This window comes from Streptomyces wuyuanensis, from assembly GCF_900103455.1.
In the GTDB taxonomy this organism is placed as follows: Bacteria; Actinomycetota; Actinomycetes; order Streptomycetales; family Streptomycetaceae; genus Streptomyces; species Streptomyces wuyuanensis.
The window spans coordinates 699,288-723,415 of the sequence record NZ_FNHI01000001.1 but is presented as its reverse complement, the minus strand read 5'-3'; the positions used below and the strand labels follow the sequence as shown (position 1 = coordinate 723,415).

22 protein-coding genes are annotated in these 24,128 nt (G+C 72.6%); 3 read left to right on the top strand and 19 right to left on the bottom strand.

Going from position 1 to position 24,128, the window contains the following annotated elements:
• Positions 1-45: 45 nt before the first annotated feature.
• The 12 genes from BLT82_RS03055 to ggt all read right to left on the bottom strand — a co-directional run bounded on the left by BLT82_RS03055 (position 46) and on the right by ggt (position 13,153).
• On the bottom strand, positions 46-1,047 hold the full coding sequence (locus tag BLT82_RS03055) for a TIGR03842 family LLM class F420-dependent oxidoreductase (protein WP_093652181.1): 1,002 nt from the start codon (positions 1,045-1,047) through the stop codon (positions 46-48).
• A 24-nt stretch (positions 1,048-1,071) separates the two neighbouring features.
• The gene (hydA, locus tag BLT82_RS03050; protein WP_093652180.1) at positions 1,072-2,475 is read right to left on the bottom strand and encodes a dihydropyrimidinase; all 1,404 of its coding nucleotides are present in this window, start codon (positions 2,473-2,475) and stop codon (positions 1,072-1,074) included.
• Between the two features lie 19 nt (positions 2,476-2,494).
• Positions 2,495-3,775, bottom strand: coding sequence for an aspartate aminotransferase family protein (locus BLT82_RS03045; RefSeq protein WP_093652179.1), 1,281 nt, complete (start codon positions 3,773-3,775; stop codon positions 2,495-2,497).
• Positions 3,772-4,614, bottom strand: coding sequence for a nitrilase-related carbon-nitrogen hydrolase (locus BLT82_RS03040; RefSeq protein WP_093652178.1), 843 nt, complete (start codon positions 4,612-4,614; stop codon positions 3,772-3,774). The genes BLT82_RS03045 and BLT82_RS03040 overlap by 4 nt, the downstream gene beginning before the upstream one ends.
• Before the next feature lie 167 nt (positions 4,615-4,781).
• Positions 4,782-6,407 (bottom strand): YML083C domain-containing protein, encoded by a 1,626-nt coding sequence (locus tag BLT82_RS03035; protein ID WP_093652177.1) that lies wholly within the window; start codon positions 6,405-6,407, stop codon positions 4,782-4,784.
• A 94-nt stretch (positions 6,408-6,501) separates the two neighbouring features.
• Positions 6,502-6,891 carry a PPOX class F420-dependent oxidoreductase gene (locus BLT82_RS03030; protein ID WP_093652176.1) on the bottom strand — a complete coding sequence of 130 codons (390 nt, stop codon included), beginning with the start codon at positions 6,889-6,891 and terminating at the stop codon, positions 6,502-6,504.
• Positions 6,892-7,024: 133 nt separating this feature from the next.
• Complete coding sequence (locus BLT82_RS03025; RefSeq protein ID WP_093652175.1) at positions 7,025-7,276, bottom strand: helix-turn-helix domain-containing protein; 252 nt, start codon at positions 7,274-7,276, stop codon at positions 7,025-7,027.
• Positions 7,277-7,450: 174 nt separating this feature from the next.
• Entirely contained in the window at positions 7,451-8,686 is a 1,236-nt protein-coding gene (locus BLT82_RS03020) for a cytochrome P450 (protein WP_093652174.1), read from the bottom strand.
• A 28-nt stretch (positions 8,687-8,714) separates the two neighbouring features.
• Positions 8,715-10,109 (bottom strand): NAD(P)/FAD-dependent oxidoreductase, encoded by a 1,395-nt coding sequence (locus BLT82_RS03015; protein ID WP_093652173.1) that lies wholly within the window; start codon positions 10,107-10,109, stop codon positions 8,715-8,717.
• Positions 10,099-10,329, bottom strand: coding sequence for a ferredoxin (locus tag BLT82_RS03010; protein WP_093652249.1), 231 nt, complete (start codon positions 10,327-10,329; stop codon positions 10,099-10,101). Before BLT82_RS03010 ends, BLT82_RS03015 begins: the two co-directional genes overlap by 11 nt.
• A gap of 249 nt (positions 10,330-10,578) precedes the next feature.
• Complete coding sequence (locus tag BLT82_RS03005) at positions 10,579-11,217, bottom strand: hypothetical protein (RefSeq protein ID WP_093652172.1); 639 nt, start codon at positions 11,215-11,217, stop codon at positions 10,579-10,581.
• Between the two features lie 115 nt (positions 11,218-11,332).
• Positions 11,333-13,153 (bottom strand): gamma-glutamyltransferase, encoded by a 1,821-nt coding sequence (gene ggt, locus BLT82_RS03000; RefSeq protein ID WP_208867656.1) that lies wholly within the window; start codon positions 13,151-13,153, stop codon positions 11,333-11,335.
• 116 nt (positions 13,154-13,269) lie between these two features.
• Here ggt and BLT82_RS02995 point away from each other — a divergent pair, with 116 nt between their 5' ends.
• Entirely contained in the window at positions 13,270-14,052 is a 783-nt protein-coding gene (locus BLT82_RS02995; protein WP_093652170.1) for a hypothetical protein, read from the top strand.
• Between the two features lie 449 nt (positions 14,053-14,501).
• On the opposite strand, the gene BLT82_RS02990 is transcribed toward BLT82_RS02995, so the two are convergent.
• Positions 14,502-15,815: a cytochrome P450 gene (locus BLT82_RS02990; RefSeq protein WP_093652169.1), complete on the bottom strand. Its 1,314-nt coding sequence runs from the start codon at positions 15,813-15,815 to the stop codon at positions 14,502-14,504.
• Positions 15,812-16,582 carry an alpha/beta fold hydrolase gene (locus BLT82_RS02985; protein ID WP_093652168.1) on the bottom strand — a complete coding sequence of 257 codons (771 nt, stop codon included), beginning with the start codon at positions 16,580-16,582 and terminating at the stop codon, positions 15,812-15,814. The genes BLT82_RS02990 and BLT82_RS02985 overlap by 4 nt, the downstream gene beginning before the upstream one ends.
• Before the next feature lie 218 nt (positions 16,583-16,800).
• Between BLT82_RS02985 and BLT82_RS02980 the strand changes: the two genes are divergently transcribed.
• Together BLT82_RS02980 and BLT82_RS02975 are read left to right on the top strand one after the other, a co-directional pair.
• On the top strand, positions 16,801-18,009 hold the full coding sequence (locus BLT82_RS02980) for a L,D-transpeptidase (RefSeq protein WP_404202717.1): 1,209 nt from the start codon (positions 16,801-16,803) through the stop codon (positions 18,007-18,009).
• A 165-nt stretch (positions 18,010-18,174) separates the two neighbouring features.
• Positions 18,175-19,761, top strand: coding sequence for a CocE/NonD family hydrolase (locus tag BLT82_RS02975; protein ID WP_093652166.1), 1,587 nt, complete (start codon positions 18,175-18,177; stop codon positions 19,759-19,761).
• Positions 19,762-20,014: 253 nt separating this feature from the next.
• On the opposite strand, the gene BLT82_RS02970 is transcribed toward BLT82_RS02975, so the two are convergent.
• The 5 genes from BLT82_RS02970 to BLT82_RS02950 all read right to left on the bottom strand — a co-directional run bounded on the left by BLT82_RS02970 (position 20,015) and on the right by BLT82_RS02950 (position 24,072).
• On the bottom strand, positions 20,015-20,455 hold the full coding sequence (locus BLT82_RS02970) for a DUF6278 family protein (protein WP_093652165.1): 441 nt from the start codon (positions 20,453-20,455) through the stop codon (positions 20,015-20,017).
• An 83-nt stretch (positions 20,456-20,538) separates the two neighbouring features.
• Complete coding sequence (locus tag BLT82_RS02965; RefSeq protein ID WP_093652164.1) at positions 20,539-21,318, bottom strand: exodeoxyribonuclease III; 780 nt, start codon at positions 21,316-21,318, stop codon at positions 20,539-20,541.
• A gap of 107 nt (positions 21,319-21,425) precedes the next feature.
• Complete coding sequence (locus BLT82_RS02960) at positions 21,426-22,058, bottom strand: MBL fold metallo-hydrolase (RefSeq protein WP_093652163.1); 633 nt, start codon at positions 22,056-22,058, stop codon at positions 21,426-21,428.
• A 180-nt stretch (positions 22,059-22,238) separates the two neighbouring features.
• On the bottom strand, positions 22,239-23,534 hold the full coding sequence (gene pcaDC / locus BLT82_RS02955; protein WP_093652162.1) for a bifunctional 3-oxoadipate enol-lactonase/4-carboxymuconolactone decarboxylase PcaDC: 1,296 nt from the start codon (positions 23,532-23,534) through the stop codon (positions 22,239-22,241).
• A gap of 28 nt (positions 23,535-23,562) precedes the next feature.
• Positions 23,563-24,072 (bottom strand): hypothetical protein, encoded by a 510-nt coding sequence (locus BLT82_RS02950; protein ID WP_093652248.1) that lies wholly within the window; start codon positions 24,070-24,072, stop codon positions 23,563-23,565.
• Between the last annotated feature and the right edge of the window lie 56 nt (positions 24,073-24,128).

Here is a 24,128-nt window from a genome sequence, read left to right as displayed (position 1 = left end):
CCCTTCAGCTCGGTCGGGCGGTCGCGTGGGGGTGTTCGGTGCCCGTCAGCGGTCGAGTGCGGGGATGATCTCCGCGCCGTAGGCGTCGATCGTCGCTTCCTTCGCGTCGTGCATGTTGTAGACGGCGAACTGGTCCACGCCCAGGTCCCGCAGCGCCCGCAGCTTCTCGATGTGCGCGGACGGCGGGCCCAGCAGGCAGAACCGGTCGACGATCTCGTCGGGTACGAAGTCCGTCGACGGGTTCCCGGCCCGGCCGTGGTGGCTGTAGTCGTACCCCTGCCGCTCCTTGATGTACGCGGTGAGGGCCTCCGGCACCATGTCCGAGTGCTCCCCGTAGCGCGAGACCAGGTCGGCGACGTGGTTGCCGACCATCCCGCCGAACCAGCGGCACTGGTCGCGGGCGTGTCCGAGGTCGTCCCCCACGTACGCCGGGGCGGCCACGCAGATGGTGACGTCGTCCGGGTCGCGGCCGGCCTCGGCGGCCGCCTCGCGGACGGCCTTGACCATCCACTCGGTGAGGTAGAGGTCGGCGAGCTGGAGGATGAAGCCGTCGGCCTTCTGCCCGGCGAGGGCGAGTGCCTTCGGCCCGTACGCCGCCATCCACACCGGCAGTTTCCCGTCCCGTACCCACGGGATCCGCACGGGCTGCCCGTCGACGACCGCCTCGCGGCCCTCGGCGAGATCGCGGATGACGCCGATCGCCTCGCCCAGCCGGGCCAGGGTGTTGGGCTTGCGCCCGGCCACCCGCATGGCGGAGTCGCCGCGGCCGATGCCACAGACGGTGCGGTTGCCGAACATGTCGTTCAGGGTGGCGAAGGTCGAGGCCGTGACCTCCCACGTCCGGGTCCCGGGGTTGGTGACCATCGGGCCGACGTGCATCTTCCGGGTGTGTTCCAGGATCTGGCTGTAGACGACGAACGGCTCCTGCCACAGCACCGCCGAGTCGAACGTCCAGCCGTAGCGGAAGCCGTTGCGTTCCGCGCGCCGCATCAGACCGACGACCGCCGAAGCGGGCGGGTCCGTCTGCAGGACGAGTCCGAAGTCCACCGGGACCTCCTGGGTCGGGTTCCGCTAGTTCAGGTACTGACAGGTCGAGCGGGGGGTGAACACGCCGTGGCCGACCCGGCCGGTGAACTCCCGTCCGTCGACGACCACTTCGCCCCGCGAGAGCACGGTCTCCACCCGGCCGGTGATCCGCTTGCCCTCGTAGGCCGAGTAGTCGACGTTCATGTGGTGGGTCTCGGCGGAGAGGACCTGCTCCGCGTGCGGGTCGTACACGACGATGTCGGCGTCGGCGCCCGGCGCGATGGTGCCCTTCTTCGGGTAGAGGCCGAACATCCGGGCGGGTGCGGCGCAGGCGATCTCGATCCAGCGGCGGCGCGAGATGTGGCCGTCGATCACCGCCTGGTGCAGCAGGTCCATCCGGTTCTCCACGCCCGGCAGCCCGTTGGGGATCTTGGAGAAGTCGCCGCGGCCGAGGTCCTTCTGCCCGGAGAAGCAGAACGGGCAGTGGTCGGTGGAGACGACCTGGAGGTCGTCGGTCCGCAGCCCGCGCCACAGCGCGGCCTGGTGCTCCTTCGGCCGCAGCGGGGTGCTGCAGACGTACTTGGCGCCCTCGAAGTCCGGTTCGGCGAGGTTGTCGGTGGACAGGAACAGGTACTGCGGGCAGGTCTCGCCGAAGACCGGCAGCCCCTTGTCCCGGGCGGCGGCGAGCTCCGCGACGGCCTCCTCGGCCGAGACGTGGACGACGTACAGCGGCGCGCCGGCGACCCGGGCGAGCTGGACGGCGCGGTGCGTGGCCTCAGCCTCCAGCAGGACCTTGCGGACCTCGCCGTGGTAGCGCGGGTCGGTCTCGCCGCGGGCCAGGGCCTGTTCGACGAGGACGTCGATCGCGATGCCGTTCTCCGCGTGCATCATGATCAGCCCGCCGTTGGCGGTGCCGCGCTGCATGGCGCGCAGGATCTGCCCGTCGTCGCTGTAGAAGACGCCGGGGTAGGCCATGAACAGCTTGAAGGAGGTGACGCCCTCCTCGACGAGCAGGTCCATCTCCTTCAGCGACGACTCGTTGACGTCGGAGAGGATCATGTGGAAGCCGTAGTCGATCGCGCAGTTGCCGTCGGCCTTGGCGTACCAGGCGTCGAGTCCCTCGCGCAGGGTCTGGCCCTTGGTCTGGACGGCGAAGTCCACGATGGTGGTGGTGCCGCCCCAGGCGGCGGCCCGGGTGCCGGTCTCGAAGGTGTCGGACGCGAAGGTGCCGCCGAACGGCAGCTCCATGTGGGTGTGCGCGTCGACCCCGCCGGGGATGACGTACTTCCCCGTGGCGTCGATGGTGCGGTCGGCGGTCCAGCTCTCGGCAGCGGTGGACCCGTGCGCGGCGAGGGCGGCGACGCGGCCGTCCTCGACCAGGACGTCGGCGTGGGTCTCGTCGGCGGCCGTGAGGACGAGTCCGCCGCGGATCAGTGTGCGGTTGCTCATGGTCTTCCCCTCGCGTGGACTAGAGGCTGCGCAGGGTGCGTTCGAGGATCGAGGCGCCTTCCTCCGCCTCGGCGACGGTCAGGGACATCGGTGGTGCGATCCTCAGCACGCTGGTGTTGTGACCGCCGCCCTTCCCGATCAGCAGTCCGCCTTCGCGAGCGGCTTCGAGCACGGCGGCGGCGGCCTCCGGGGACGCCTCGTCCGTGCCGGGCCGGACCAGTTCGATGCCGATCATCAGTCCGCGCCCGCGCACCTCGCGCACGGCGGGGACCCCGGCGGTGATGGCGCGGAGCCGTTCGATGAGCAGTCCGCCGACGCGCCGCGCGTTGCCCTGCAGATCGTGCTCCAGCAGGTACGAGAGGTTCGCAAGGCCCGCTGCGGCGGTGACGGGTGAACCGCCGAACGTGGAGATGGAGTTGGCGTCGATGCAGTTCATCACCTCGGCCCGGGCCACGACGCCGCCCAGCGACATCCCGTTGCCGATGCCCTTGGCGAAGGTGAGGATGTCCGGCGGCCCGTTCTCCGCGTGCGCCTGCCAGCCCCAGAAGTGCTCGCCGGTGCGGCCCCAGCCGGTCTGCACCTCGTCGGCGATCCACAGGATGCCGTGGCGGTCGAGGACTTCGCGGAACGCGGCGTACAGCCCGTCGGGCGGGGAGGTGAAGCCGCCGACGCCCTGGATCGGCTCGGCGATCAGCGCGGCCACGTCGTGGGTGTGGCCGAGCAGGTCCTCCAGGTCGGCGACGCACGCCTCGACGAACTGGGCGTCGGAGAGCCCCGCGTAGGGACCGCGGGTGCGCATGCCCCCGTGCACGTACAGGGTCTGCACCGGGGAGAGCGTCGTCGGCGACCACGAGCGGTTGCCGGTGATGGAGACCGCCGAGAAGGACCGGCCGTGGTAGCTGTTGCGCATGGCCAGGATCTGGCCGGACCTGCGGTACGCGGTGGCCAGCAGCAGGGCGGTGTCGTTGGCCTCGGTGCCCGAGGTGGTGAAGAAGACCCGGGCGTCGGGGATCCCGGACAGGGCGGCGATGCGCTCGGCCAGCTCCACCATGGGGCGGTTGAGGTAGAGCGTCGAGGAGTGGATGATCCGCCCGGCCTGCTCGCCGACCGCCTTGGTGACCTCGGGGAGGGCGTGGGCGGTCATGGTGGTGAGGATGCCGCCGAAGAAGTCGAGGTAGCGGTTGCCCTCCGCGTCCCAGACGTGCCGGCCCTCCCCGTGGGTGATCTCCACGGGCTGCCTGTAGTAGAGCGCGACCCAGTCGGGAATGACGGCGCGGTGCCGCTCGTACAGGTCGTTCACGGCCGGACCAGCCCTTCGTACGCGTCGGGCCGGCGGTCGCGGTAGAAGGCCCACTGCTGCCGCACCTCGTCGATCAGGTCGAAGTCGAGGTCCCTGACGACCAGTTCCTCCTCCTTGTCGCTGGCGACGTCCCCGACGAACCGGCCGCGCGGGTCGACGAAGTAGCTCGTGCCGTAGAAGTCGTTGTCGCCGTACTCCTCCTGGCCGACCCGGTTGATGGCGGCGATGAAGTACTCGTTGGCGACGGCCGCGGCGGGCTGCTCCAGCTGCCACAGGTACGCGGACAGGCCGCGGGAGGTGGCCGACGGGTTGTAGACCAACTGGGCACCGCCGAGTCCGAGTTGGCGCCAGCCCTCCGGGAAGTGGCGGTCGTAGCAGATGTAGACGCCGACCCTGCCGACCGCGGTGTCGAACACCGGCCAGCCCGCGTTGCCGGGCCTGAAGTAGTACTTCTCCCAGAAACCCCTGACCTGGGGGATGTGGTGCTTGCGGTACTTGCCGAGATAGCTGCCGTCGGCGTCGATCACCGCGGCGGTGTTGTAGTAGAAGCCCGAGTCCTCGACCTCGAAGACGGGGACGACGATCACCATCCCGGTCTCCCGGGCGAGGTCCCGCATGCGGAGCACCGTGGGGCCGTCCGGGACGGGTTCCGCCCAGCGGTAGTGCTCCGGTTCCTGCACCTGGCAGAAGTACGGGGCGTTGAACACCTCCTGGAACCCGATGACCTTGGCGCCCTGCCGGGCCGCCTCACGGGCGTGCTCCTCATGCTTGGCGATCATGGATTCGGTGTCGCCGGTCCAGGTGGCCTGGACGAGTGCGGCGCGAACGACGTTGGTCATGAGCTGCTCCTTCGACAAGACGTCAGAGCCTCTACGCACGTAGACGCGATGCGTAGGAGGAGAACGTAAGCCCCGTCACACACTGGGGCAAGACCATCGTCGTCAACCCGCAGTGTCGATCATGTTTCGCACCCGAGCGGTCGACATACAGCGTATACCGTACTTTTTCAGGCGCCGATGAGACCTGCGACGCGCAGTGCGTGGACCAGATCGCGCTCACGGGCGGGCGACACCGCGCGGGCGGCGGACAGCAGTTGCGGCACGAGGCGCGGGGGGTCGGCGGCGGCGATCCGCGCGCCTTCCTCCGGGGTGCGGACCCGGAGGAAGGCCGTGAGCAGCACCTCCCCTTCGCGGCGGCCGCCCGCGTCGCCGAGCGCCAGGACGGCGTCGGCGATCTCGTCGGCGGGGCGGGCGACGCCCTGGCGCAGCAGCCGGCCGCAGTCGTCGTCGCGGCCCGCCTCGGCGAGGGCACCGGCGGCCTCGGCGAGCCGGTCCGGCGGCAGCGAGGCCACCTCCCAGAGCAGGGTGGGCCAGTCGGCACCGAGCCCGCAGCGGTGCAGTTCGGCGGCGAGCAACGGCAGCCGGGCCGCGGGGCCCGACGCGGCCTCGCACAGCAGGACGTGGGCCTCCCCGCCACGGCCCTCGGCGCGCAGTTGCCGCAGCGCGGCGACGGTCGCGAGGGCGGCGCGGTGGTCCTCCTCACCGGTGGGCGCGGCCGCCGGGCGGCCGGCGGCGGCCGGCTCGGCGTCCGCGCCCCCGCCGAACCGCGCCCCGCGGGGCCGTTCGGCGGCGACGGGCAGCTCCGGTGCGCCGGGCACGGCTTCGGGCTCGCTCCCGCTCTCGGCCGCCTCGTCGTCGAGCCAGGCGTACCGCGCCCCGCGCGGCCTCCGTTTGGCGCCTCTGCGCGCCTCGCGCCCGGGGGCGCGTCCGGGTCCGGCCGTGCCGTCTCCGGCGGCCTGCGGCGCCTCGCCCCCACCCGCCGCCGAACCGGCCCGCACGCCGGGACGCTCCACCCCGGCGGCAGGCCCGCGCCCCCACCCGGGCCCGGATTCCCCGGCCGCCTCCCCCGGCCCCGCCCGGGTCCCCGCCGCGAACGGCCGCGCGCCGCGGAGGCGTCCGGCCCATGACTCCGGTTCGTTCCCGGCACCGCCCGTCGCCGCGCCCCCGGCCGCGTCACGGCCTCGCTCCGGCGCCGAGGCGGTCACGCCGAACGCCCCTGCCTCCGGCGCGTGGTGGTGGACCGGGGCCGGGCCCCGGCCGTACGGCGCCGGGTCCGAAGGGGCTCCGGCAGGCGGTCCGGAGGGGGGCGCCAGCGCGGCTACGCGGGTGGCGAGTTCGGCACGGCGCGAGGTCGCGCGGGTGTGGTCGTCGTTGGCCCAGGCGAGATCGTGGGCGAGGTCCCGGTACGCGGCGGTGCCCTCGGGTACGGCGGCGAGTCGGCGCATCAGGTCCCGGCCCCGCTCGGCTGCGCGGGCCTGTTCGCGGCGCATCAGTTCCAGCCGCTCCCGAAGGGCTTCGCCGCCGCCCGGGCGGCGGTCGTGGGCGGCCGCCGCCGCGGCATGCAGTCCGCGGGCGTGCGCCACTTCCCCGTCGTCGGCCGCGAGGTCGTGGAGGAGCGACTCCACAAAGTCCCACGGGGGGACCTCCGCGCCCCGCAGACAGGCCGTCAGCCCCTCGGGGTCCCGGCGCCGGAACACTCCGTACCAGCCGCTCTCGGGGTCGAGGCGCTCCGCCACCGCCCTCAGGTATCGCGCGAAGTCGCCCATCCGGTCGGGGAGTTGATGCGCCGCCATTGCCTGCCCGCCCTCCGCCTCGGGTTCGCAGGCATTCGACCCCAGCCGTGTTACGGGACGGCTACGCGCAGTTTTCGCGGACGGTGCAGATCGCTCAACGTGTCCGGAGCGTCACCGCGATGCCGGTGTGCGGGCGCTTGCCCCGCCGCACGACCGCGGCGGGCACGTCGACGACCCAGAACTGCCAGGTGTACTTGCGGCTCAGCAGCTTCCTGACCTTCTTGAGGTCGGCGTCGCCGAGCAGCCGCGCCGTGCCCTCCACCGTCTCGGCGCCCTCCTCGACCCTGCCGCGCACATCGCACGCGGCGACCACGACCCGGCCGTCCCTGCGCAGGCGCTTGACCTTCCACGAGTCGGAGCGGGTCCAGACGTACAGTTCACCGCCCTCGGCGGCGAACCACACGGGCGTGGCGACGCCCGTGCCGTCCTTCCGGAAGGTCGTGAGGCTGATGTACTTCGCGCGGTCGAGCTCCTGGAGGTCCACGGGCGCGAGACTACGCCCCGCGCTGCCGGGCGGGAATCGCGGACCGGCGCCGGGCGGAGCGGACCGGTGCCGGGCGGAGCGGACCGGTGCCGGATCCGCCCCTTCGGGACTGCCCGGCGGGGCGCCCGGTGGCTCACACGGGAGCGAGCGCGCAGCGCGCCACCAGATCGTCCATGGACAGCCCGAGGGCTCCGGTCAGGGCCGCCACCGTGAAGAACGCGGGGGTCGGGGCGCGGCCCGTCTCGATCTTGCGCAGGGTCTCGGCGGAGATTCCCGCGATTGCGGCGATCTCCACCATGCTCCGCCGGCCGCGGGCCTCGCGCAGCAACCGCCCGAGACGCTCGCCGCGTTGACGCTCTTCGGGTGTCAGGGGCGTACGAACCATGCCGTCATTCTAATACCGATGCGACCGGTACCGTAATTGGCGGGGGCGGGGGCGGGGCGGGGAACGGAACGGAACGGACGCCTCACCGGACACCGTGCGCGCCGGAACGCGGCGGTGCGGGCCCGGCCCCGCACCGCCGCGTTCCGGCCCTCGCCACCGCGGACTGGGCCGGCCTCACGGCATGATGTCGTCGCAGGCGATCGGCAGATGACGGGGGCCGCGCAGCACCGCGTTCCTGCGGTACTCGGGCGGGTCCTCCAACAGGCGGGGGTTGACCAGCCTGCGGGCGAGTTCGCTCAGCGCGATCTGCGCCTCCTGCCGGGCGAGGGGCGCACCGAAGCAGCTGTGGACGCCGCTGCCGAAGCCCAGGTGCTCGATGTCCTCGCGATCCGGGTCGAACCGGTCGGGGTCCTTGAAGCGCAGCGGGTCGCGGTTGCCCGCGGCCACCACCAGCCAGAGCGAGGCGCCCTTCGGGATGGTGACCCCGGCGATCTCGATGTCCGCGAGGGTCGTGCGGTTCGGCACCAGCTGAACCGGCGGTTCGAAGCGCAGCAGCTCCTCCACGAGCGGGACGGACAGGCCCGGGTCCTCCCGCAGCCGCCGGAGCACGTCCGGGTTGCGCAGCAGCGTCAGCATGCCGTTGGTGATCAGGTTCACCGTGGTCTCGTGACCGGCGATCAACAGCAGCGCGGCCGTGCTCAGCAGCTCCATCGTCGTCATCGAACCGTCCGGCCCCTTGAGGGTGGCCAGTTCGGAGAGCATGTCCTCCTGCGGGTTCCTGCGCCGTTCCTCGATCAGCCCGGCCAGGTACATGCCCAGCTCCGTACGGGCCTTCTGGGCGATCTTGTTGCGCTCGGTCGCGTCCTCCCCGGGCATCGGGTCCAGGCTGGCCGCGAGGGTGTCGGCCCAGCCGTGGAAGCGCGACTCGTCCTCGCGCGGCACACCGAGCAGCCGGCAGATCACGGTCACGGGGAACGGGTACGAGAACTCCTCGACCAGGTCGATCCGGTCCGTACTGCCGATCCCGGCGATGAGGTCCGAGACGATCCCGCCCAGTTCGCCGCGCATCTCGTGGACCCTGCGCGGCTCGTGGGGCGGCCCGAAGGAGGTGTTCGTCATGCGGCGCAGCCGGTCGTGCTCCGGCGGGTCGAGCCGGATGAAGCTGGGCGGCAGGGCCGTCTCCTCCTCCTGCTGCTGCAGATCGGGACCGGCGGCCCGGGTCATGTTGCGGGCGTCGGAGCTGACCCGGGGATCGTGCAGGAGGCTCAGGATCTCGTGGTAGGTGCTCACGACGTACGCGCCGTCGCCGTCGTTGAGCACCGGCGTCTTCCGGAGCTCCGCGTACAGGGGGTACGGGTCGTGGCGGTTCTCGTACTCGAGGATCTGCCGCAGGAGGCTGCCTTGGGTCATGGCGGGGTCCTTGTGCTCGCTCGCGGCGTCAGTGCCGGCCGGGGGTGAAGGTCATGCGCCGGTCGGCCGGCGAATAGCCGCTGAGGGTGACGGTGGGGCCGTGGGTGGGCACCGACGGGTCGGGGAAGTCGGCCGGGACGGGCCGCGCGCCCTCGGGGCGGCGGTCCACCGTCGGGAACGGGGGCGGGAACGGCGCCGTCGTCTCGATCAGATGCTCGTAGAACGGCAGCCAGCGCGCCTGGTCGAACGTGACGGCACCGATGACGCGGTCCTGGTACCCGTACACCCCGACGAACCTGCGTTCGGCGAGCGAACCCTGGGAGATCAGGATCTCCGTGCCCATGGACGGCACGCCCACGGACTTGATGTTCACGCCGAACTGCGAGGACCAGAAGGCCGGTACCCACATGTGGGGGCGGCGGTCGACGCTCTCGCAGAGCATGTTGTGCGCGGCGGTCTCGGCCTGGCTGACGGCGTTGCCCCAGTGCTCCAGCGACAGGAACTGGTACCCGAACAGCGGGTGCGGCGACCGCGCCACGTCACCGGCGACGAAGATGTCGTCGGTGACGATGCCCCGGATGTCGAACGCCCGGCAGCCGGCGTCGCAGGCGATGCCCCGGGGGCCCGCTCCGAGCCCCGACCCGGCGAGCCACTCCGTGTTGCGCGTCGCGCCGAGCGAGACGACCACGACGTCCGTCTCGACGGAGGACCCGTCGGACAGATGGGCGGAGCGCACGCGCCCCGCCGAGTCGCCCTCGAGCCCGGTCACCATCACGCCCGTGCGCAGATCCACCCCGTTCTCGCGCTGGAGCTGTGCGGCCACCTCGCCCACGACCCCGCCGAGCGCGCCCACGAGGGGCGCGGCACCGCGTTCCGCGACGGTCACGGAGATCTCCCGCTCACGGCAGGCGGAGGCGATCTCCGAGCCGGTGAAACCGGCGCCGATGACGAACACCCGGCGGGGTCCGTCCGCGAGCCGCTTCTGCAGCGCGGTCGCGTCGTCACGGGTCCGCAGGACGAAGACCCCGTCGAGTTCGGCCTCGCGTTCGTGCGGCCACGGCCGCGCGCGGACCCCGGTGGCGATCAGCAGCCGGTCGTACTCGATCTCCTCACCGTCGGCCAGGCGGACGCGCTTCGCGGCCATGTCGAGCCCGGTGGCGGCGATTCCGAGCCGCCAGTCGGCGTCGAGGTTCCGCCGGCGGGGCAGCGCGGTGTGGTCCGCCGTGGTCCTGCTGAGCAGGACCCCCTTGGACAGCGGGGGCCGGTCGTACGGCTCGTAGGGCTCGTCGCCGACCATCGTGAGCGTGCCGGCGAAGCCCTCCTCCCGCAGTGTCTCGGCGGCCCGGAGTCCGGCCAGCGACGCGCCCACGACGACGATGCGCCCCTCGCGCTTGAGCCGTTCGAGATGTCCGTCAGCGGGCATCGGACGCCTCCCCGACGGTCACGGTCTCGTCGGACCGGTCCATCAGGATGGCCTGCACGGGGCAGGCGGCCACGGCCCGGACCACGTCGTCCCGGTGCGCCTCGTCGGGCCGGGGCTTGTACAGCAGCGCTTCCTCGCCGTGCATTTCGAAGACGTCCGGGGCGAGGAAGGCGCACTGCGCGTACCCCTGGCACCGGTTGAGATCGACGACAACTCTCACCACGGATCAGCCCTTCCCGTGCCTGGTCACTCCCCCGGAACCAGCATGCGAGCGCCGGGCCGGTCCCGCTCGCCGTGGCGGGCCGAAGGGGTGAGCGGGCCGGCGCCGGACGGGCCGGACGCCGCGCGCGGGCGCCGGACGGGGCCGGGTGAGCGGACGGGCGCCGGGCCGGACGCCGCGCGCGGACTGTCCGCGGCGGGAACGTCCCGCCGCCGCGGTGCGGGCCACGGACTCCCCGGCGGGGCGGGTTCACACCACGTCGGCCGGCTGCGGCCGGGCTCTCATCCGGACCCGCAGCAGATGGACGCTGATCAGTGCGGACCAGGCCGGGAAGACGAGTTCCGACCACGGGAAGGCCGGTCCCGCGAACAGCAGCAGCAAGCCGGCCGCGTAGCCGATGACGGCCATCGGGCGCGGGATGACGCCGAGCCGGTGGCCGATGGTCGAGGTCGCGAAGACGAAGACGGCGGCCATCCGCATCGAGTACGTGGTCAGCAGCGTGTAGGCGAAGTTGCGTCCGAACTCCGAGGGCTGCTGGTCGTCGAGGATGCTGCCCGCGGCCGACGCGGCCCCGAACATGGTCGCCACGAAGACCAGGCCGCTGCCGAGGAACACCGTCGCGACGAACTTGTCCTCCCGCTCCCCCACCTGGGCCCTCAGGGCACCCATGAACCACAGGAAGAAGATCCCGGCGAACGGGACCAGTTCCAGGGCCGCGTGCACGGCCTGCCGGCGGCCGGGGCTGAGCGTGTCGTCGCCCGCCTCGGCGGCGCCCTCGGGGATCGCCAGCCGCATCAGGACGATCGCGGCGGCCAGCAGCACCGCGAACACGATCCCGGCCAGTCCCGCGGCGCGGGGGGTGCGCAGTCGCTCCCGGTTCGGCTCCATGGGCTGCTCGCTTTCTGTCCCTACCAGCAAGCAGCGGGAGGGCGGCGGTGCGCCACCGGGGCCGCCCGTGAGGGTGACCCCGGTGGTCCGTCCCGGCCGCGCGGTGGGCCCGGCGCTACGGTGCGCCCGACGGGCGCACCACCATCGCCGAGCCTCCGCCGCGGCGCGCCTTCTCCGCCGCGGCCAGCCAGCGGCCGTCGGGCAGTCGCTGCACCCCGGTGGCGGCGCCGATCTCGGGGTTCTGGCGGAACGCATGGCCCAGGGCCTGGAGCTCGGCCCTGAGGGGGCTGTTCCACAGGCCCGGTTCGAGCTCGGTCGTGGGCTGGTTGCGCTGGCTGGCACGCGGGGCGGCGATCGCGTCGACCAGGGGCATTCCGCGATCGACGACACCGGTGAGCGTCTGCAGGGCGGTGGTGATGATCGTCGCGCCGCCCGGCGAGCCGAGGGCCAGCACGGGCCGGGCGCGGTCGTCCAGGACGATCGTCGGGGACATCGAGGAGCGCGGCCGTTTGCCGGGGCCCGGGAGGTTGGGGTCGTGCACGGCCGGGTCGGCGGGGGCGAAGGAGAAGTCCGTCAGCTCGTTGTTCAGGAGGAAGCCCCGGCCGGGCACGGTGATGCCGCTGCCGCCGGTCGACTCGATCGTCAGGGTGTAGGCGACGACGTTGCCCCACTTGTCGGCGACGGTGAGATGGGTGGTGTTCTCGCCCTCGTACGTCGTCGGCGCGGCCCTGCCCGCCGAGGCGCACGGGCGCGGCGCACGCGGGTCGCCGGGTGCGAGCGGGCTGGTGAGGGCGGCGTCGTCGCGGATCAGGCAGGCCCGGGTGTCCGCGTACCGCTGGGAGAGCAGCCCGCGCACCGGCACGTCCTCGAAGGCCGGGTCGCCGACCCAGCGCCCCCGGTCGGCGAAGGCGATCCGGCTCGCCTCGATGAAGCGGTGCAGGTACTTCGACTCGGACAGGCCCGACAGGTCGGTGCCCTCCAGGATGTTCAGCGCCTCGCCGACGCTGGTGCCGCCGGACGAGGACGGGGCCATTCCGTAGACGTCGAGTCCCCGGTAGGACACCCTCGTCGGGTACCTGCGCACCGTCTCGTACGAGGCGAGGTCGCGCAGGGTGAGGTCGCCGGGCCGTACGACGCGGGTGGCGCCCTCGCGCACCTCCGGGGCGCGCACGGTGTCGACGATGTCGCGGGCGACGGCGCCTCGGTAGAGGACTCCGGTGCCCTTGCGGCCGATCTCAGCGTAGGTGCGGGCGAGATCGGGGTTCTTCATGACCGAGCCGGGCTCCGGCAGCCGGCCGCCGGGCAGGAACAGCTCGGCGCTGGCCGGGAAGTCGCGGAACCGGGCCTCGTTCGCCCGCGTCTGGCTGCGGAAGGTCTCGTCGACGACGAAGCCGTTCCTCGCCAGCCGCTCAGCCGGCTTCAGCAGCTGCGCGAGCGGGCGGCTGCCCCAGGCGGCGAGCGCCGTGTCCCAGGTCGCGGGCGTGCCGGGCGTGCCGACGCCCAGACCACTGGTCACACCCTCCTCGAACGGGATGGGCTTGCCGTTCTCCTGGAACAGCGTGGCGTCCGCTGAGCGAGGTGCGGTCTCCCGCCCGTCGACGGTGTGGACCCTGCGCTGCTTCGCGTCGTAGTACACGAAGTAGCCGCCGCCGCCGATGCCGGCCGAGTACGGCTCGGTGACCCCCAGCGCGGCGGCCGTGGCGACGGCCGCGTCCACGGCGTTCCCCCCTCGCCGCAGCACCTCGATGCCCACCGCCGAGGCGTCCGCGTCGACGCTCGCGACCGCTCCTCCGTAACCGGCGGCCACGGGCTCCTTCACCGGTGGCGCCGGGTCCGGTGCCTGGGGCTGCGTCGGCGGCGCGGACGCACCGGCCGTCAGCACGGCCAGGACGACGGCGACGGTGACCGGAGCGTGACGGACGAATCTGCGACGCATGCGTACCTCCATCCGGCGGACGTCCGCGCAGCGTAACCTCACCGCGCGCTCGCCGTCAGGACCACATCAGGACCACATCGAACATTGTTCCGCCCGGGCCGCTAGCATGCGCGCCCATGAATGAAGACCTGCGCAACATCGTGCTCGGTGTCGTCGCCGCCGGTGTCAGCGCCTTCCTCGGCTGGACGGTCCGGACCTACCTGTGGCGCCGGAAGCTGCGCCGCAAGCAGGCCTTCTTCGGTCTACCCGGCAACTCCGAGTGCCTGCTCGTCGTCAACCGCGACGCCGGCGCCGACGGCGCCGTGCACCGATTCGACGTGTTCGCGCTGCTGGAGCTCTCCGCGCTCATCAAGGACTGCGGGGCGAACGCCCAGATACTCCAGCACGACGTCGCCCAGCAGGGCTTCGGCGAGCGCACCGAGTTCTGCGTCGGCGGGCCTTACTCCAATCGGCGGATGGCGGCCCATCTGAGCAGTCTGCTGCCCGGGGTGAAGGTGAACACGGACGTGGAGGCGGGCCCGGACCGCGGTGCCTTCCAGATCGGTTCCGAGCGCTACCGGCTGGAGGCGGGCACCACCGAGTACGTGCTCCTCGCCCGGCTGACCGCGGGTGAGGGCGGACGGCCGGTCTTCCTCTTCTGCGGCCAGCGCGCCATCACGAACCAGGCGGCGACCCGCTATCTGGCCCGCCACCACGAGAAGCTCGCCCGCAAGCACGGCTCGAACTCCTTCGTGCTGCTCCTGAAGGTCGTCAACACCCAGGCGTACGGCCCCGATGTCGTCGAACTCGTCGCCGACGTGACCCACGCCGCCCAGTCCCCGGCCCCGGCCCCGGCCCCGGCGGTCGCACCGGACCCGGCCCCGGCGCCCTCGCGCAAGTCCCACCGGGCGAAGAGCTAGTGCCGCGTCGGAGGGTTTGCCACCGCCGTCCCGGACGCTGATCCCGATGCGCTCGCCCACGCAGTCCGGTCCGCCGGGGGCTCACGCGGGTGACGACCGCGGTCAGGGCGGCGCTGCCGGGCACGGCCACCAGGCAGTCCGCCCTGCCTCCGCGGTGGAGCTGGTGTCCCTCTCCGCGGGAGTGGGGGACCCTCACCGTGCCGTGCGCATCGGTCGGCAGTCCGGTCCGCACACCGGGTACCGGTCTGCCGCAGGGGCGCCGTGAGCGTCGCAGTGATCGAACGGACGCGGAGGCAACCCGCCCTGCGCCCCCGGCCGTACGGCAACTGCCGCCGTACGCACCAGGGGTGAGCGGCGGGGGCGACCGTGGGCGTACCGGCCCGGCTGTGCCCGCGGCCGTCTCGGCGCCTGCCCTCCGAACCCTTCGCGCGTTCCGCACCGCGGCAGGGTCACGGCCCGCGTCGGCCTCGCGCACCCGCCAGGGCCAGCGGCAGCGACTTCAGCCCGTTGACGAAGTTCGACACGAGCCGCCGGGGCTCCCCGGCCGGGGTGAAGGGCGGCAGCAGGTTCCTCGCCTCCTCGTGCAGCACCCTGAGCTGGAGGCGGGCGAAGTGGGCGCCGAGGCACACGTGCGGACCGTCACCGAAGGAGACATGGGGATTGGGGGCGCGGGTCAGGTCCAGGCGGTGGGGGTCGTCGAAGACGCGGTCGTCGTAGTTGGCCGAGGCGTGGAAGACGACGACCTTGTCGCCGGTGCGGATCTCCCGGCCGGCGAGGACCGTGTCGCGGGTCGCCGTGCGGCGGAAGGAGAGCACGGGCGGGTGCCAGCGCAGGAGTTCGTCGACCGCGGTGCCCGGCGCCGCCCCACCGGAGCGGAGGAGCCGCTGCTGGTCCGGGTGTTCGGCGAGGGCGAGAAAGCCGCCGGGCGCGGCGCTGCGGACGGTGTCGTTCCCGGCGACGGTGAGGAGGAAGAAGAACATCTCCAGCTCGCCGTCGTGGAGTCCGCCGGCGCCGAGCGCGGTCATGACGTCGTCACCGGGGTGGCGCCGCTTGTGCGCCGCGAGTTCCCGGGCGTAGTCGAACATCTCCTTGAGCATCGCGGGTGAGCGCGGGTTGACGGGTCTGCCGTCCGCGCCGTGCACGGGTGGTTCGTCCGGGTCCTGGTAGCCGATGACGCGCTCCGTCCACGTCAGCAGCAGCAGCCGGTCGCTCTCCGGCACGCCGAGCAGATCGGCGAGGTTGAGGAGGGCGTAGTCGTCGGTGACGGCGGTGACGAGGTCGACGACGGGGCCGGCCGCGCGGGCGGCGCCGAGCAGGTCGCGGGCGCGGGTGCGCGCCGAGGCGGTGAACCGGTCGACGCGGCCGGGGGTGAAGGCCCGGCTGACCAGGCGCCGCAGCCGGCCGTGGTCGGGGCGGTCCTCCCCCGCCCCGCCGGCGGCGGGCTCCGTCCCGGCCGGGCCGCGGGGGCACGGGTCCTGGTTGAGCATCATGCGGCGGATGAAGGGCAGATCCGCCGGGTCCGGGTCGCGGATCTGGGTGGCGCCGGTCCAGGACGAGTACGTCCGCGCCTCCTTGAGGACGCTCACGACGTCGGCGTGCCGGGTGACCGCCCAGAAGCCGGGTCCCGCGGGCCAGCCCAGCACCTCGTACTCGTCCTGCCAGGAGACGGGATGGCGGTCGCGCAGCTCCCGGAAGGCGGCGTGCGGCAGTCCGGCCGCGTACAGGCGCGGGTCGAAGACGTCCGGGACGGTCCCGGCGCTCATGCGTCGGCCCGGAGGAAGTCCTCGACGATGCGGATCAGTTGCAGCGGGGTCTCGTCCATGGCGTAGTGCCCGGCGTGGGCCAGTTCGGCGAGTTCGCCCTGCGGGTACGAACGCATCCAGGTGTCCTGCATCAGCCGGGCGTTGACGGCCGGGTCGAGCGCGCCGGTGACGGCGAGCGCAGGGACGTCGGACCCGTCGACGTCGGCGTGGAAGTCCTCGACGGCCCATGAGTCCAGCCAGGCGCGGAACGCCTTGGGGTCGCTGCGCTCCACGGACCTGCGGACCATGCGGTCCAGCCAGGCGGCGGGCCGCACCGAGCCGGTGGTGAGGTCGATGATGACGCGGCGGTTCTCCGGGCGTTCGGCGGCGTCGGCGAAGAGCCCCCACTGCTCGGGCGGCATCGGCAGCCCGTTGGCCGGGACCGGGGAGATGCCGACGATCCTCCTCACCCGGTCCGGTACGAGGGCGGCGACGCGCTGTGCCACCGCTCCGCCCATGGAGTGGCCGACGATCGAGAAGCGGTCCCAGCCGAGGTGTCCGGCGAGGGCGAGGACGTCGGCGGCGCCCTCGGCCGTGGTGTACCCGCCCGGCGTGCCCATGGCCTCGCCGTAGCCGCGCAGATCGACGAACGCCCAGGTGAACGAGTCCAGGTCGAGGTCGGGGCGCACGGTGGCGAAGGCGTCGCGGTCGGCCAGCCAGCCGTGGACGGCGACGACCCGGTGCGGGCCGTCGCCGAGGAGGGTGTGCGGGAGCACGAAAGGTGTCACGACTTCTCCGTTCGCGGGGCAGCGGAGCAGGACCGCGCCGAGCGCGGGCCCTACGCCACCACGGTGTACCGGCGCGCGCGGAACCGCCAGGGTGCAGAACCGGCGCACTGTCGGACATGTCACACCCAGGGGGGACGGAAATTCCCGGTATGTACGCAACCGGTCCGCCCGCTCGTTGCTCTCTACGGGGGAGAGAGAACGTCACGGAGGTCGTTGAGTTGAGCCGCACCCGAGTCCACACGCACCCGAGCGCCCCGCCGGCACGCCCGGCCCGGTTCGCCGCCGCGACCGCCGGCGCCGTGGCCCTGGCGGTGGCGCTGACGGGGTGCTCCGGCACCGGCCCGGAGGACCCGGGAGCGGATGGCAAGGGCCAGTCGCGGGCGAGCATCACGGTGAACCTGACGGGCAGGCAGGCCAAGGCCGGCGAGCCCGTGCGGGTGACGCTGGAGTCGGGGCGGCTTCGCCAGGTGACCGTCACCGGGTCCGGCGGCGAGAAGCTCGACGGCAAGGTCTCCGCCGACGGGCGGAGCTGGACCTCGTCCCGGGTCGCCGCGCCGGGCACGGCGTACGCGGTCGAGGCGCGGGACGTCGAAGACGGCACGGCCCGGGCGGAGTTCGCCACGGCCGCGGCGGAGAAGGTCAACAAGCTGGCGCTGGCGCCCGGGAAGAACTCGACGGTGGGCATCGCGCAGCCGCTGTCGATCGTCTTCGACCACCCGGTCGAGAACAAGGCCGCCGTGGAGCGGCAGCTCCGGGTCACCACGTCCGACAACACCCGGGGCGCGTGGGGCTGGATGCGGGACTGGTCGGGCAAGGACCGGGTGGACTGGCGGCCGAGGGAGTACTGGAAGCCGGGGACGAAGGTCACCCTCGACGCGCGGCTGAACGGTGTCGACTCGGGCGGGGACGGCGGCTGGTTCGTCCGCGACTACAGGACCGGCTTCACGGTGGGCAGGCAGCAGGTGGTGAAGGTCGACCTCGACACCCACCGGCTGAAGCTCTACCGGGACGGAGTGCCGGTGAAGGACGTTCCGGTGTCGGCGGGCACGCCGGGCGGCGAGAAGGCGTCCTGGCGCGGCACGGCGGTGCTGATGGCCAAGGAGGGCACGATCAACATGCGCTCCGAGACGGTCGGCCTCGGTGACGCCTACGACAAGATGGTCGACTACTCGATGCGGCTGACCTGGTCCGGGATGTACGCGCACGCGGCCCCGTGGAACGCCGCCTACTTCGGCAGCGCCAACCGCAGTTCGGGCTGTGTGGGCATGAGCGACGCCGACGCCTCGGCGGTCTACGCGGAGGTCCGGGTCGGCGACCCGTTCGAGATCACCGGCGGCGACGCCAAGGGCACCGTCGCGGTCAACAACGGCTACGGCGCGTGGAATCTCGGCTGGACGGAGTGGCAGGCGAAGAGCGCCCTGAGCTGACGTGCCGTCAGGGATTCATCCGGCCGGACCCCCCACTGGCGACATGTCCAACAATCGTTACGCTCGCGTAACTTACCGACCGGTTACCAGAGGTAATGGCCAGAGGTTACCGTCGGGTCACTTTCGGACCGGCACGGGTCGGCCGGCACGAGTCAGGAGTGAGCGATGGGACACCCCCACAAAGCCCTGCGCACCTCGACGACAGGCGCCGTCTCCGCGGCGCTGCTGGCCGGGACGGCCTTCGGGCTCGCCCCGGCCGCCCCCGCGGCGGCCACCGAGGCGTCGTCGGCACCGGGCATCCGGTTCGTCGACATCCGCGGTGACGGCGGCACCGTCCTCAAGGCCAACGTCGTCACCCCGGCCGGCGCCGGCGGCTCGAGCAGATACCCGGTGGTCGTGCTCCCCACCAGCTGGGCCACGCCCCAGGTCGAGTACCTCGCACAGGCCACGAAGCTCGCCGGCTCCGGCTATGTCGTGGTCACCTACAACGTCCGCGGCTTCTGGCAGTCCGGCGGGAACATCGAGGTGGCGGGGCCGCCGGACATCGCCGACGCGCGCAAGGTCGTCGACTGGGCCCTCGCCAACACCCCGGCCGACCCGTCCCGGGTGGGCATGGCCGGTATGTCGTACGCGGCGGGCATCAGCCTGCTGGCCGCCGCGCACGACGACCGGATCAAGGCCGTGGCGGCGCTCAGCGGCTGGGCCGATCTCACCGACTCCATCTACAGCGGCCGCACCCAGCACCTCCAGGCCGCTGGTCTGCTCGTCGGCACCGGCCATCTCACGGGCCGCCCCGGCCCCGAGCTCCAGCAGTTCACCAAGGACTTCCTCGGGTCGAACCTGGACAAGGAGGACGAGATGATCGCATGGGGGGACAAGCGCTCCCCCTCCGCCCACGTGGACCGGTTCAACCGGAACGGCACGGCGGTGATGCTGGGCAACGCCTGGGGCGACACCATCTTCCCGCCCAACCAGTACGCCGAGTTCTACGAGCGGCTCACCGTGCCCAAGCGGCTGGAGTTCCGTCCGGGCGACCACGCGACCGCCGAGGCGACGGGTCTGCTCGGCCTGCCCAACGACACCTGGACCAGCACCCGGCGCTGGCTCGACCACCATCTCAAGGGCACGGACAACGGAGTGGACCGTGAGCCGCCCGTGCGCATCAAGTCGCGCTCCGGCGGGCCCTACGAGACCTACCCGGACTGGAAGTCGGTGGGCGCCGACGCCCGCAAGGTCGCCCTGGGCGGTACGAAGACGATCCACGCGAACATCGATTCGGGTGCGAACGGGGGCATCGTGATGCTCTCCAACGTCCTGGACCAGTTCGTGAAACTGCCCCCGGTCGCCTCGATCCCGCTGCTCCCCCGGCGCTACGCCGCGGTCTGGCAGTCCGAGCGCCACGGCGCCCCGCAGCGCATCAGGGGCACCGCGAAGCTCCACACCACGATCACCAGCACCAAGGAGAGCGGCACCCTCGTCGCGTACCTCTACGACGTGGGGCCGCTCGGCCTCGGCAAGCTGGTCAGCCATGCGCCGTACACGTTCCACGACCGGACACCGGGCAAGCCGTTCCCCGTAGACCTGGAGTTGTTCTCCACCGCCTACGACGTCCCGGCCGGCCACCGTCTGACCCTGGTCGTCGACACAGTCGACCCGCTCTACATCGAGCACAACCCGTCCGGCGCGCAGCTGACCTTCTCCTCGCCCGCGACCGACCCCTCGTACATGTCGGTCCCGTTGCGCGAGCAGTGATCTCCGGCCGACGCCGAGCCGGGCACGGGCTCTACGAGCTACTGCCCGGCTCTGGGGAACGCGCCTTGCACACGCGGTCCTTGTCGACGTCACTCAACTCGATCAGCAGATCGACGGCCATACGCTGCTCTGCCCCAATCTCGGCGGTGTCGAGGTCAGCGCAAACTATCCAGCCCGGCAAGGCACTTCACGTCCCGACACGCATCGGATAGGACATAAGCGGTAATAGCCATCTAAAGGGACGGGAGCCGTGTCAGGCCTCGGCCGCCTCCGCGTACACCTGGGACAGCTCGGGCGAGCCGTGCATCGCCCAGTCGAGTCCCGCCTCCACCACATTGACCTCACGCCCGGAGGCGAGCCGCACCACGGGGTGGCCGCCCGGCCAGACGTGCCAGACGGCCCCCCGCACCGTACGAACGATCACGGTGCCCAGGTAGAGCCCCGCGTCGTTCCCCAGCCAGGGCAGCTCCTCCGGGTCGTCCCGCCAGCGCGGGGGCAACTGGTCGAGCGCCTCCAACGAGGCCGGGGTGTCATCCAGTTCGAGCCCCTGCTGCCCCACCCGCGCCCGCAGCAGCTCGCACTCGGACAGCAGCGCCGCCACACCCTCGGAGTCGCCTCCGACGGCGGACGCCAGCGACTGGCTCCGTGCGCTGTCGTGCCGTTTGCGCCAGTTGTCCAAGAAAGGGATGTTCATACCGATCAGCCTCGCATTCCCGTGGACGGGCGCACCACTGGGCGCGCGGACACCGGCCGGGAAGCACGGCCCCGGGCCGGCGGTCAGAGATCCAGGTCGACGACGACGGGGGCATGGTCCGAGGCACCCTTGCCCTTGCGCTCCTCGCGGTCGACATAACTGTCCTTGACGGCCCCGGCGAACGGCTCGTTGCCGTACACGAGGTCGATGCGCATCCCGCGGTTCTTGGGGAAGCACAGCTGGCGGTAGTCCCAGTACGTGAACGGGTGGTCGTACTTCAGCGGGCGCGGCACCACGTCGGCGAGGCCCGTCTCGCGCAGCCCTGCCAGAGCGGCGCGCTCCGGCTCGGTCACATGGGTCATACCCTCGAAGAAGGACGGATCCCACACGTCGGCGTCGGTCGGCGCGATGTTGTAGTCGCCGAGCACCGCGAACGGGCGGTCCCCCGCCGCGTCCTCGGCGACCGCGGCCTTCAGCGCGGCCAGCCAGAGCAGCTTGTACGCGTAGTGCTCGTGGGCGACCTCGCGGCCGTTCGGCACGTACACCGACCAGACCCGGACCGGGCCGCAGGTGGCGCTCAGCGCCCGCGGCTCCTGCACGCCGCCGTACTCCGGGCCGCCGGGCAGGCCCTTCACGACGTCGTCGAGGCCCACCCGGGAGACCACGGCCACGCCGTTCCACCTGCCGTCGGCGTTGACCGCGGACTCGTAGCCGAGTTCCTTCAGGGCGTCCGCGGGGAACTGCTCGGCGGTGCACTTGGTCTCCTGGATGCACAGCACGTCCGTGCCGCTGCTCTCCAGCCAGGCGAGCAGCCGCGGGAGCCGGGCGGTGATCGAATTGACGTTGAAGGTGGCGATGCGCATGCCGCCAAGCGTAACCGCGGGGTCGGACAGTCACGGGTGGACCGGAGCCCGGACGGTCACCGGTGCCGGAGCCCCGGGGACCGGCCCGGCCGGTCCCCGGCGGGGGCTCAGAGCTCGGTGGACTCCCCGGCGGCGAGGCGGCGGTGCTCGGCGCCGCCCAGGTTCCCGATGTGGGTGTCGTAGAGGGGGCGCGCGAGGTCGGTGAGCAGGGCGTCGTGGATGTCGATCGCCCGGTGGGGCTTGACCTCGCGGACGTACTCGATGACCTCCGCGACCTTGTTCCACGGGGCCATCACGGGGAGCATCAGCGTCTCCACCTGTTCGCCCGGGACGGTGAGGGCGTCACCGGGGTGGAAGACCGAACCGTCCACGAGGAAGCCGACATTGGTGATCCTCGGCAGGTCCGGGTGGATCACGGCGTGCAGTTCGCCGTGCACCTGCACGTCGAACCCGGCGGCAGTGAAGGTGTCGCCGTCGCCGACGGTGTGCACCCGGCCGGGGAAGGCCGCCGAGAGCTGCTCGGCGACGCTGCGGAGGGTCCAGACCTCGACGGCCGGGTCGGCGTCGAGCGCGACGCGGAGCCGCTCCTCGCTGAAGTGGTCCGGATGCTCGTGGGTGACGAGCAGCGCGTCGGCCCCGGCGGCGGCGTCGGCCTCGCTGAAGACGCCGGGATCGACGACAAGGGTCCGGCCGGCCTTCTCGAGGCGGATGCAGGCGTGCGACTTCTTGGTCAGCTTCACGGGGATGACCTTCCTCTCCGATCCGGGCCCCGCACGACGCGGCGCGCCCCGTCCCCGAACGGATCTTTCCCCGCCCGGCCGCTCCCCGAACTGGGGAGGCGCCCTCGGGAACCGCCCGGGGCCGCCCTCGGGGGCCGGCCCGAGGACCCGGCCCGAGGGTGCGGGGCCCGCGGCAGGCGGTCAGCCGCGCGGGGTCGTCTCCTCGCGGATCACCGACTGGGCGACCCGGAACGCCGCGTTCGCCGCCGGAACCCCGCAGTAGACGCCCGCGTGGATGAGGATCTCGCGGATCTCCGTGGGGGTCAGGCCGTTGCGGAGCGCGGCCCGGGTGTGGAAGACCAGTTCGTCGAGGTGCCCGCCCGCGACCAGGGCGGTGAGGGTGACCGCGCTGCGGGTCCGGCGGTCCAGGCCCTCCCGGGTCCAGACCTCACCCCAGGCGTAGCGCGTGATCAGCTCCTGGAAGTCCGCGGTGAACTCGTCCGCGGCCGCCATCGCCCCGTCGACGTGCGCGTCGCCCAGCACCGCGCGCCGCACCTTCATCCCCGCCTCGTACGGGTCGGGCCGTACCGCGCCCGCGGGGTGCGGCTGCTCGGCGGCCGGCGCGATCTCGGCGACGGGGGCGACCGGCGCGGACACCGACGGGACGGACAGCGGCGCGGGGATCGCGTGGAGGGTGTCCTGCCAGGCCAGGGAGAAGTGCCGTACCAGCAGGTCGGTCACCGCCGCGGGCTGCTCCACGGGCGCGAGGTGGGAGGCGCCGGGGACGAGGGCGAGCCTTGCGTCGGGTATCCCGGCGACCAGCGTGCGCGCCTCGGCGGGCCCCGTCAGATGGTCTTCGGAGCCGACCAGGACCAGCGTCGGCACGCCGACGCGCCCCAGATCGACCCGTACGTCGAAGGCAGCCAGCGCCTCGCAGGCGGCGATGTAGCAGCCGGGATCGGTGGTGCGGACCATCTGCACGGCCCACTCGACGATCGCCGGCTGCGCGGCCGCGAAGCCCGGGGTGAACCACTGCTCGGGAGCCGTGCGCGCCATCGGGTCGAGACCGTTGGTGCGGACGATCACCCCGCGCTGGCGGAACTCGTCCGCGGTGCCGAACCGCGGCGACGCGGCGACGAGGGCGAGCGAGGCGACCCGGTGCGGGAGCCGCAGCGCCAGGTCGATGCCGACCGCGCCGCCGATGGAGCAGCCCGCGTAGCCGAAGCGCTGGACGCCGAGCTCGTCGAGCGTGGCGACCAGACGGTCGGCGAGCTCGGTCACCGACCCGGCCGGGTGGGCGGGGGCGCCGCCGTGCCCCGGCAGGTCGAAGCGCAGTACCCGCCACTGCCGGGACAGCTCCGGCACCTGCCGGTCCCACATGTGCCAGGTCGTGCCGAGCGACGGTCCGAGGATGAGGACGGGCGCGTCGTCCGGACCGTCGATCCGGTACTGCAGGGTCTTCGGGGGCGTCTGCGTCTGCTCACTCACCCGCTCCACAGTAGTGAGCGGAAGGAGTGATTCCGGATCAGGGGGTCGCGGTCGAGACCACAAACACCATGGGTGCGGACGGATCGGTCAGATCCACGGCGATGTCCTGGCTGGGACGGGGATCGCGCTGCTTGTGCGAGGTGCCGGCCCACGCGGCGTCGGGACGGAAGACCCAGCCGACGGTGGCGGCGTCGCGCTCGCCGATGGCGACCGCGCCGGTCTTCAGCCGCGCACGACTGGTACCGACGTCGTTCAGGAACGCGTCGAGCCCGCCGGCGGTCGTACGGAACTTGACGTACAGCCGGCTCGACTTCCAGTTGCTGGTCTCGTAGTAGGCGACCTCGGTGGACCGGCCCGGGATCGGCACCTCGAAGACCCGGCGCTTCATCTTGGACGGCCAGTTCTCGCGCAACCCGGTCGCCGACGACTCGGCCTCCTTGTCCCGGCCGCTGTCCCTGCTCTGCTCCGCGGAGATCACCAGGTATCCGGCGGGGATGCCGATGAGCAGCACGATGACGACCGCGGTCAGCACACGGCGCCAGATCATGTGCCGCCGGTTCTCGGGGGGACGCGCGTTCTCTTCCACGGGTGCGGTCTGTCGGG

What these genes read in the sequence shown, in the direction of transcription:
- hydA (WP_093652180.1), bottom strand. Translation starts at nt 2,475, where the DNA reads ATGAGCAACCGCACACTGATCCGCGGCGGACTCGTCCTCACGGCCGCC.
- BLT82_RS03040 (WP_093652178.1), bottom strand. Translation starts at nt 4,614, where the DNA reads ATGACCAACGTCGTTCGCGCCGCACTCGTCCAGGCCACCTGGACCGGC.
- BLT82_RS03035 (WP_093652177.1), bottom strand. Translation starts at nt 6,407, where the DNA reads ATGGCGGCGCATCAACTCCCCGACCGGATGGGCGACTTCGCGCGATAC.
- BLT82_RS03025 (WP_093652175.1), bottom strand. Translation starts at nt 7,276, where the DNA reads ATGGTTCGTACGCCCCTGACACCCGAAGAGCGTCAACGCGGCGAGCGT.
- BLT82_RS03020 (WP_093652174.1), bottom strand. Translation starts at nt 8,686, where the DNA reads ATGACCCAAGGCAGCCTCCTGCGGCAGATCCTCGAGTACGAGAACCGC.
- BLT82_RS03015 (WP_093652173.1), bottom strand. Translation starts at nt 10,109, where the DNA reads ATGCCCGCTGACGGACATCTCGAACGGCTCAAGCGCGAGGGGCGCATC.
- BLT82_RS03005 (WP_093652172.1), bottom strand. Translation starts at nt 11,217, where the DNA reads ATGGAGCCGAACCGGGAGCGACTGCGCACCCCCCGCGCCGCGGGACTG.
- ggt (WP_208867656.1), bottom strand. Translation starts at nt 13,153, where the DNA reads ATGCGTCGCAGATTCGTCCGTCACGCTCCGGTCACCGTCGCCGTCGTC.
- BLT82_RS02995 (WP_093652170.1), top strand. Translation starts at nt 13,270, where the DNA reads ATGAATGAAGACCTGCGCAACATCGTGCTCGGTGTCGTCGCCGCCGGT.
- BLT82_RS02990 (WP_093652169.1), bottom strand. Translation starts at nt 15,815, where the DNA reads ATGAGCGCCGGGACCGTCCCGGACGTCTTCGACCCGCGCCTGTACGCG.
- BLT82_RS02975 (WP_093652166.1), top strand. Translation starts at nt 18,175, where the DNA reads ATGGGACACCCCCACAAAGCCCTGCGCACCTCGACGACAGGCGCCGTC.
- BLT82_RS02970 (WP_093652165.1), bottom strand. Translation starts at nt 20,455, where the DNA reads ATGAACATCCCTTTCTTGGACAACTGGCGCAAACGGCACGACAGCGCA.
- BLT82_RS02965 (WP_093652164.1), bottom strand. Translation starts at nt 21,318, where the DNA reads ATGCGCATCGCCACCTTCAACGTCAATTCGATCACCGCCCGGCTCCCG.
- BLT82_RS02950 (WP_093652248.1), bottom strand. Translation starts at nt 24,072, where the DNA reads ATGATCTGGCGCCGTGTGCTGACCGCGGTCGTCATCGTGCTGCTCATC.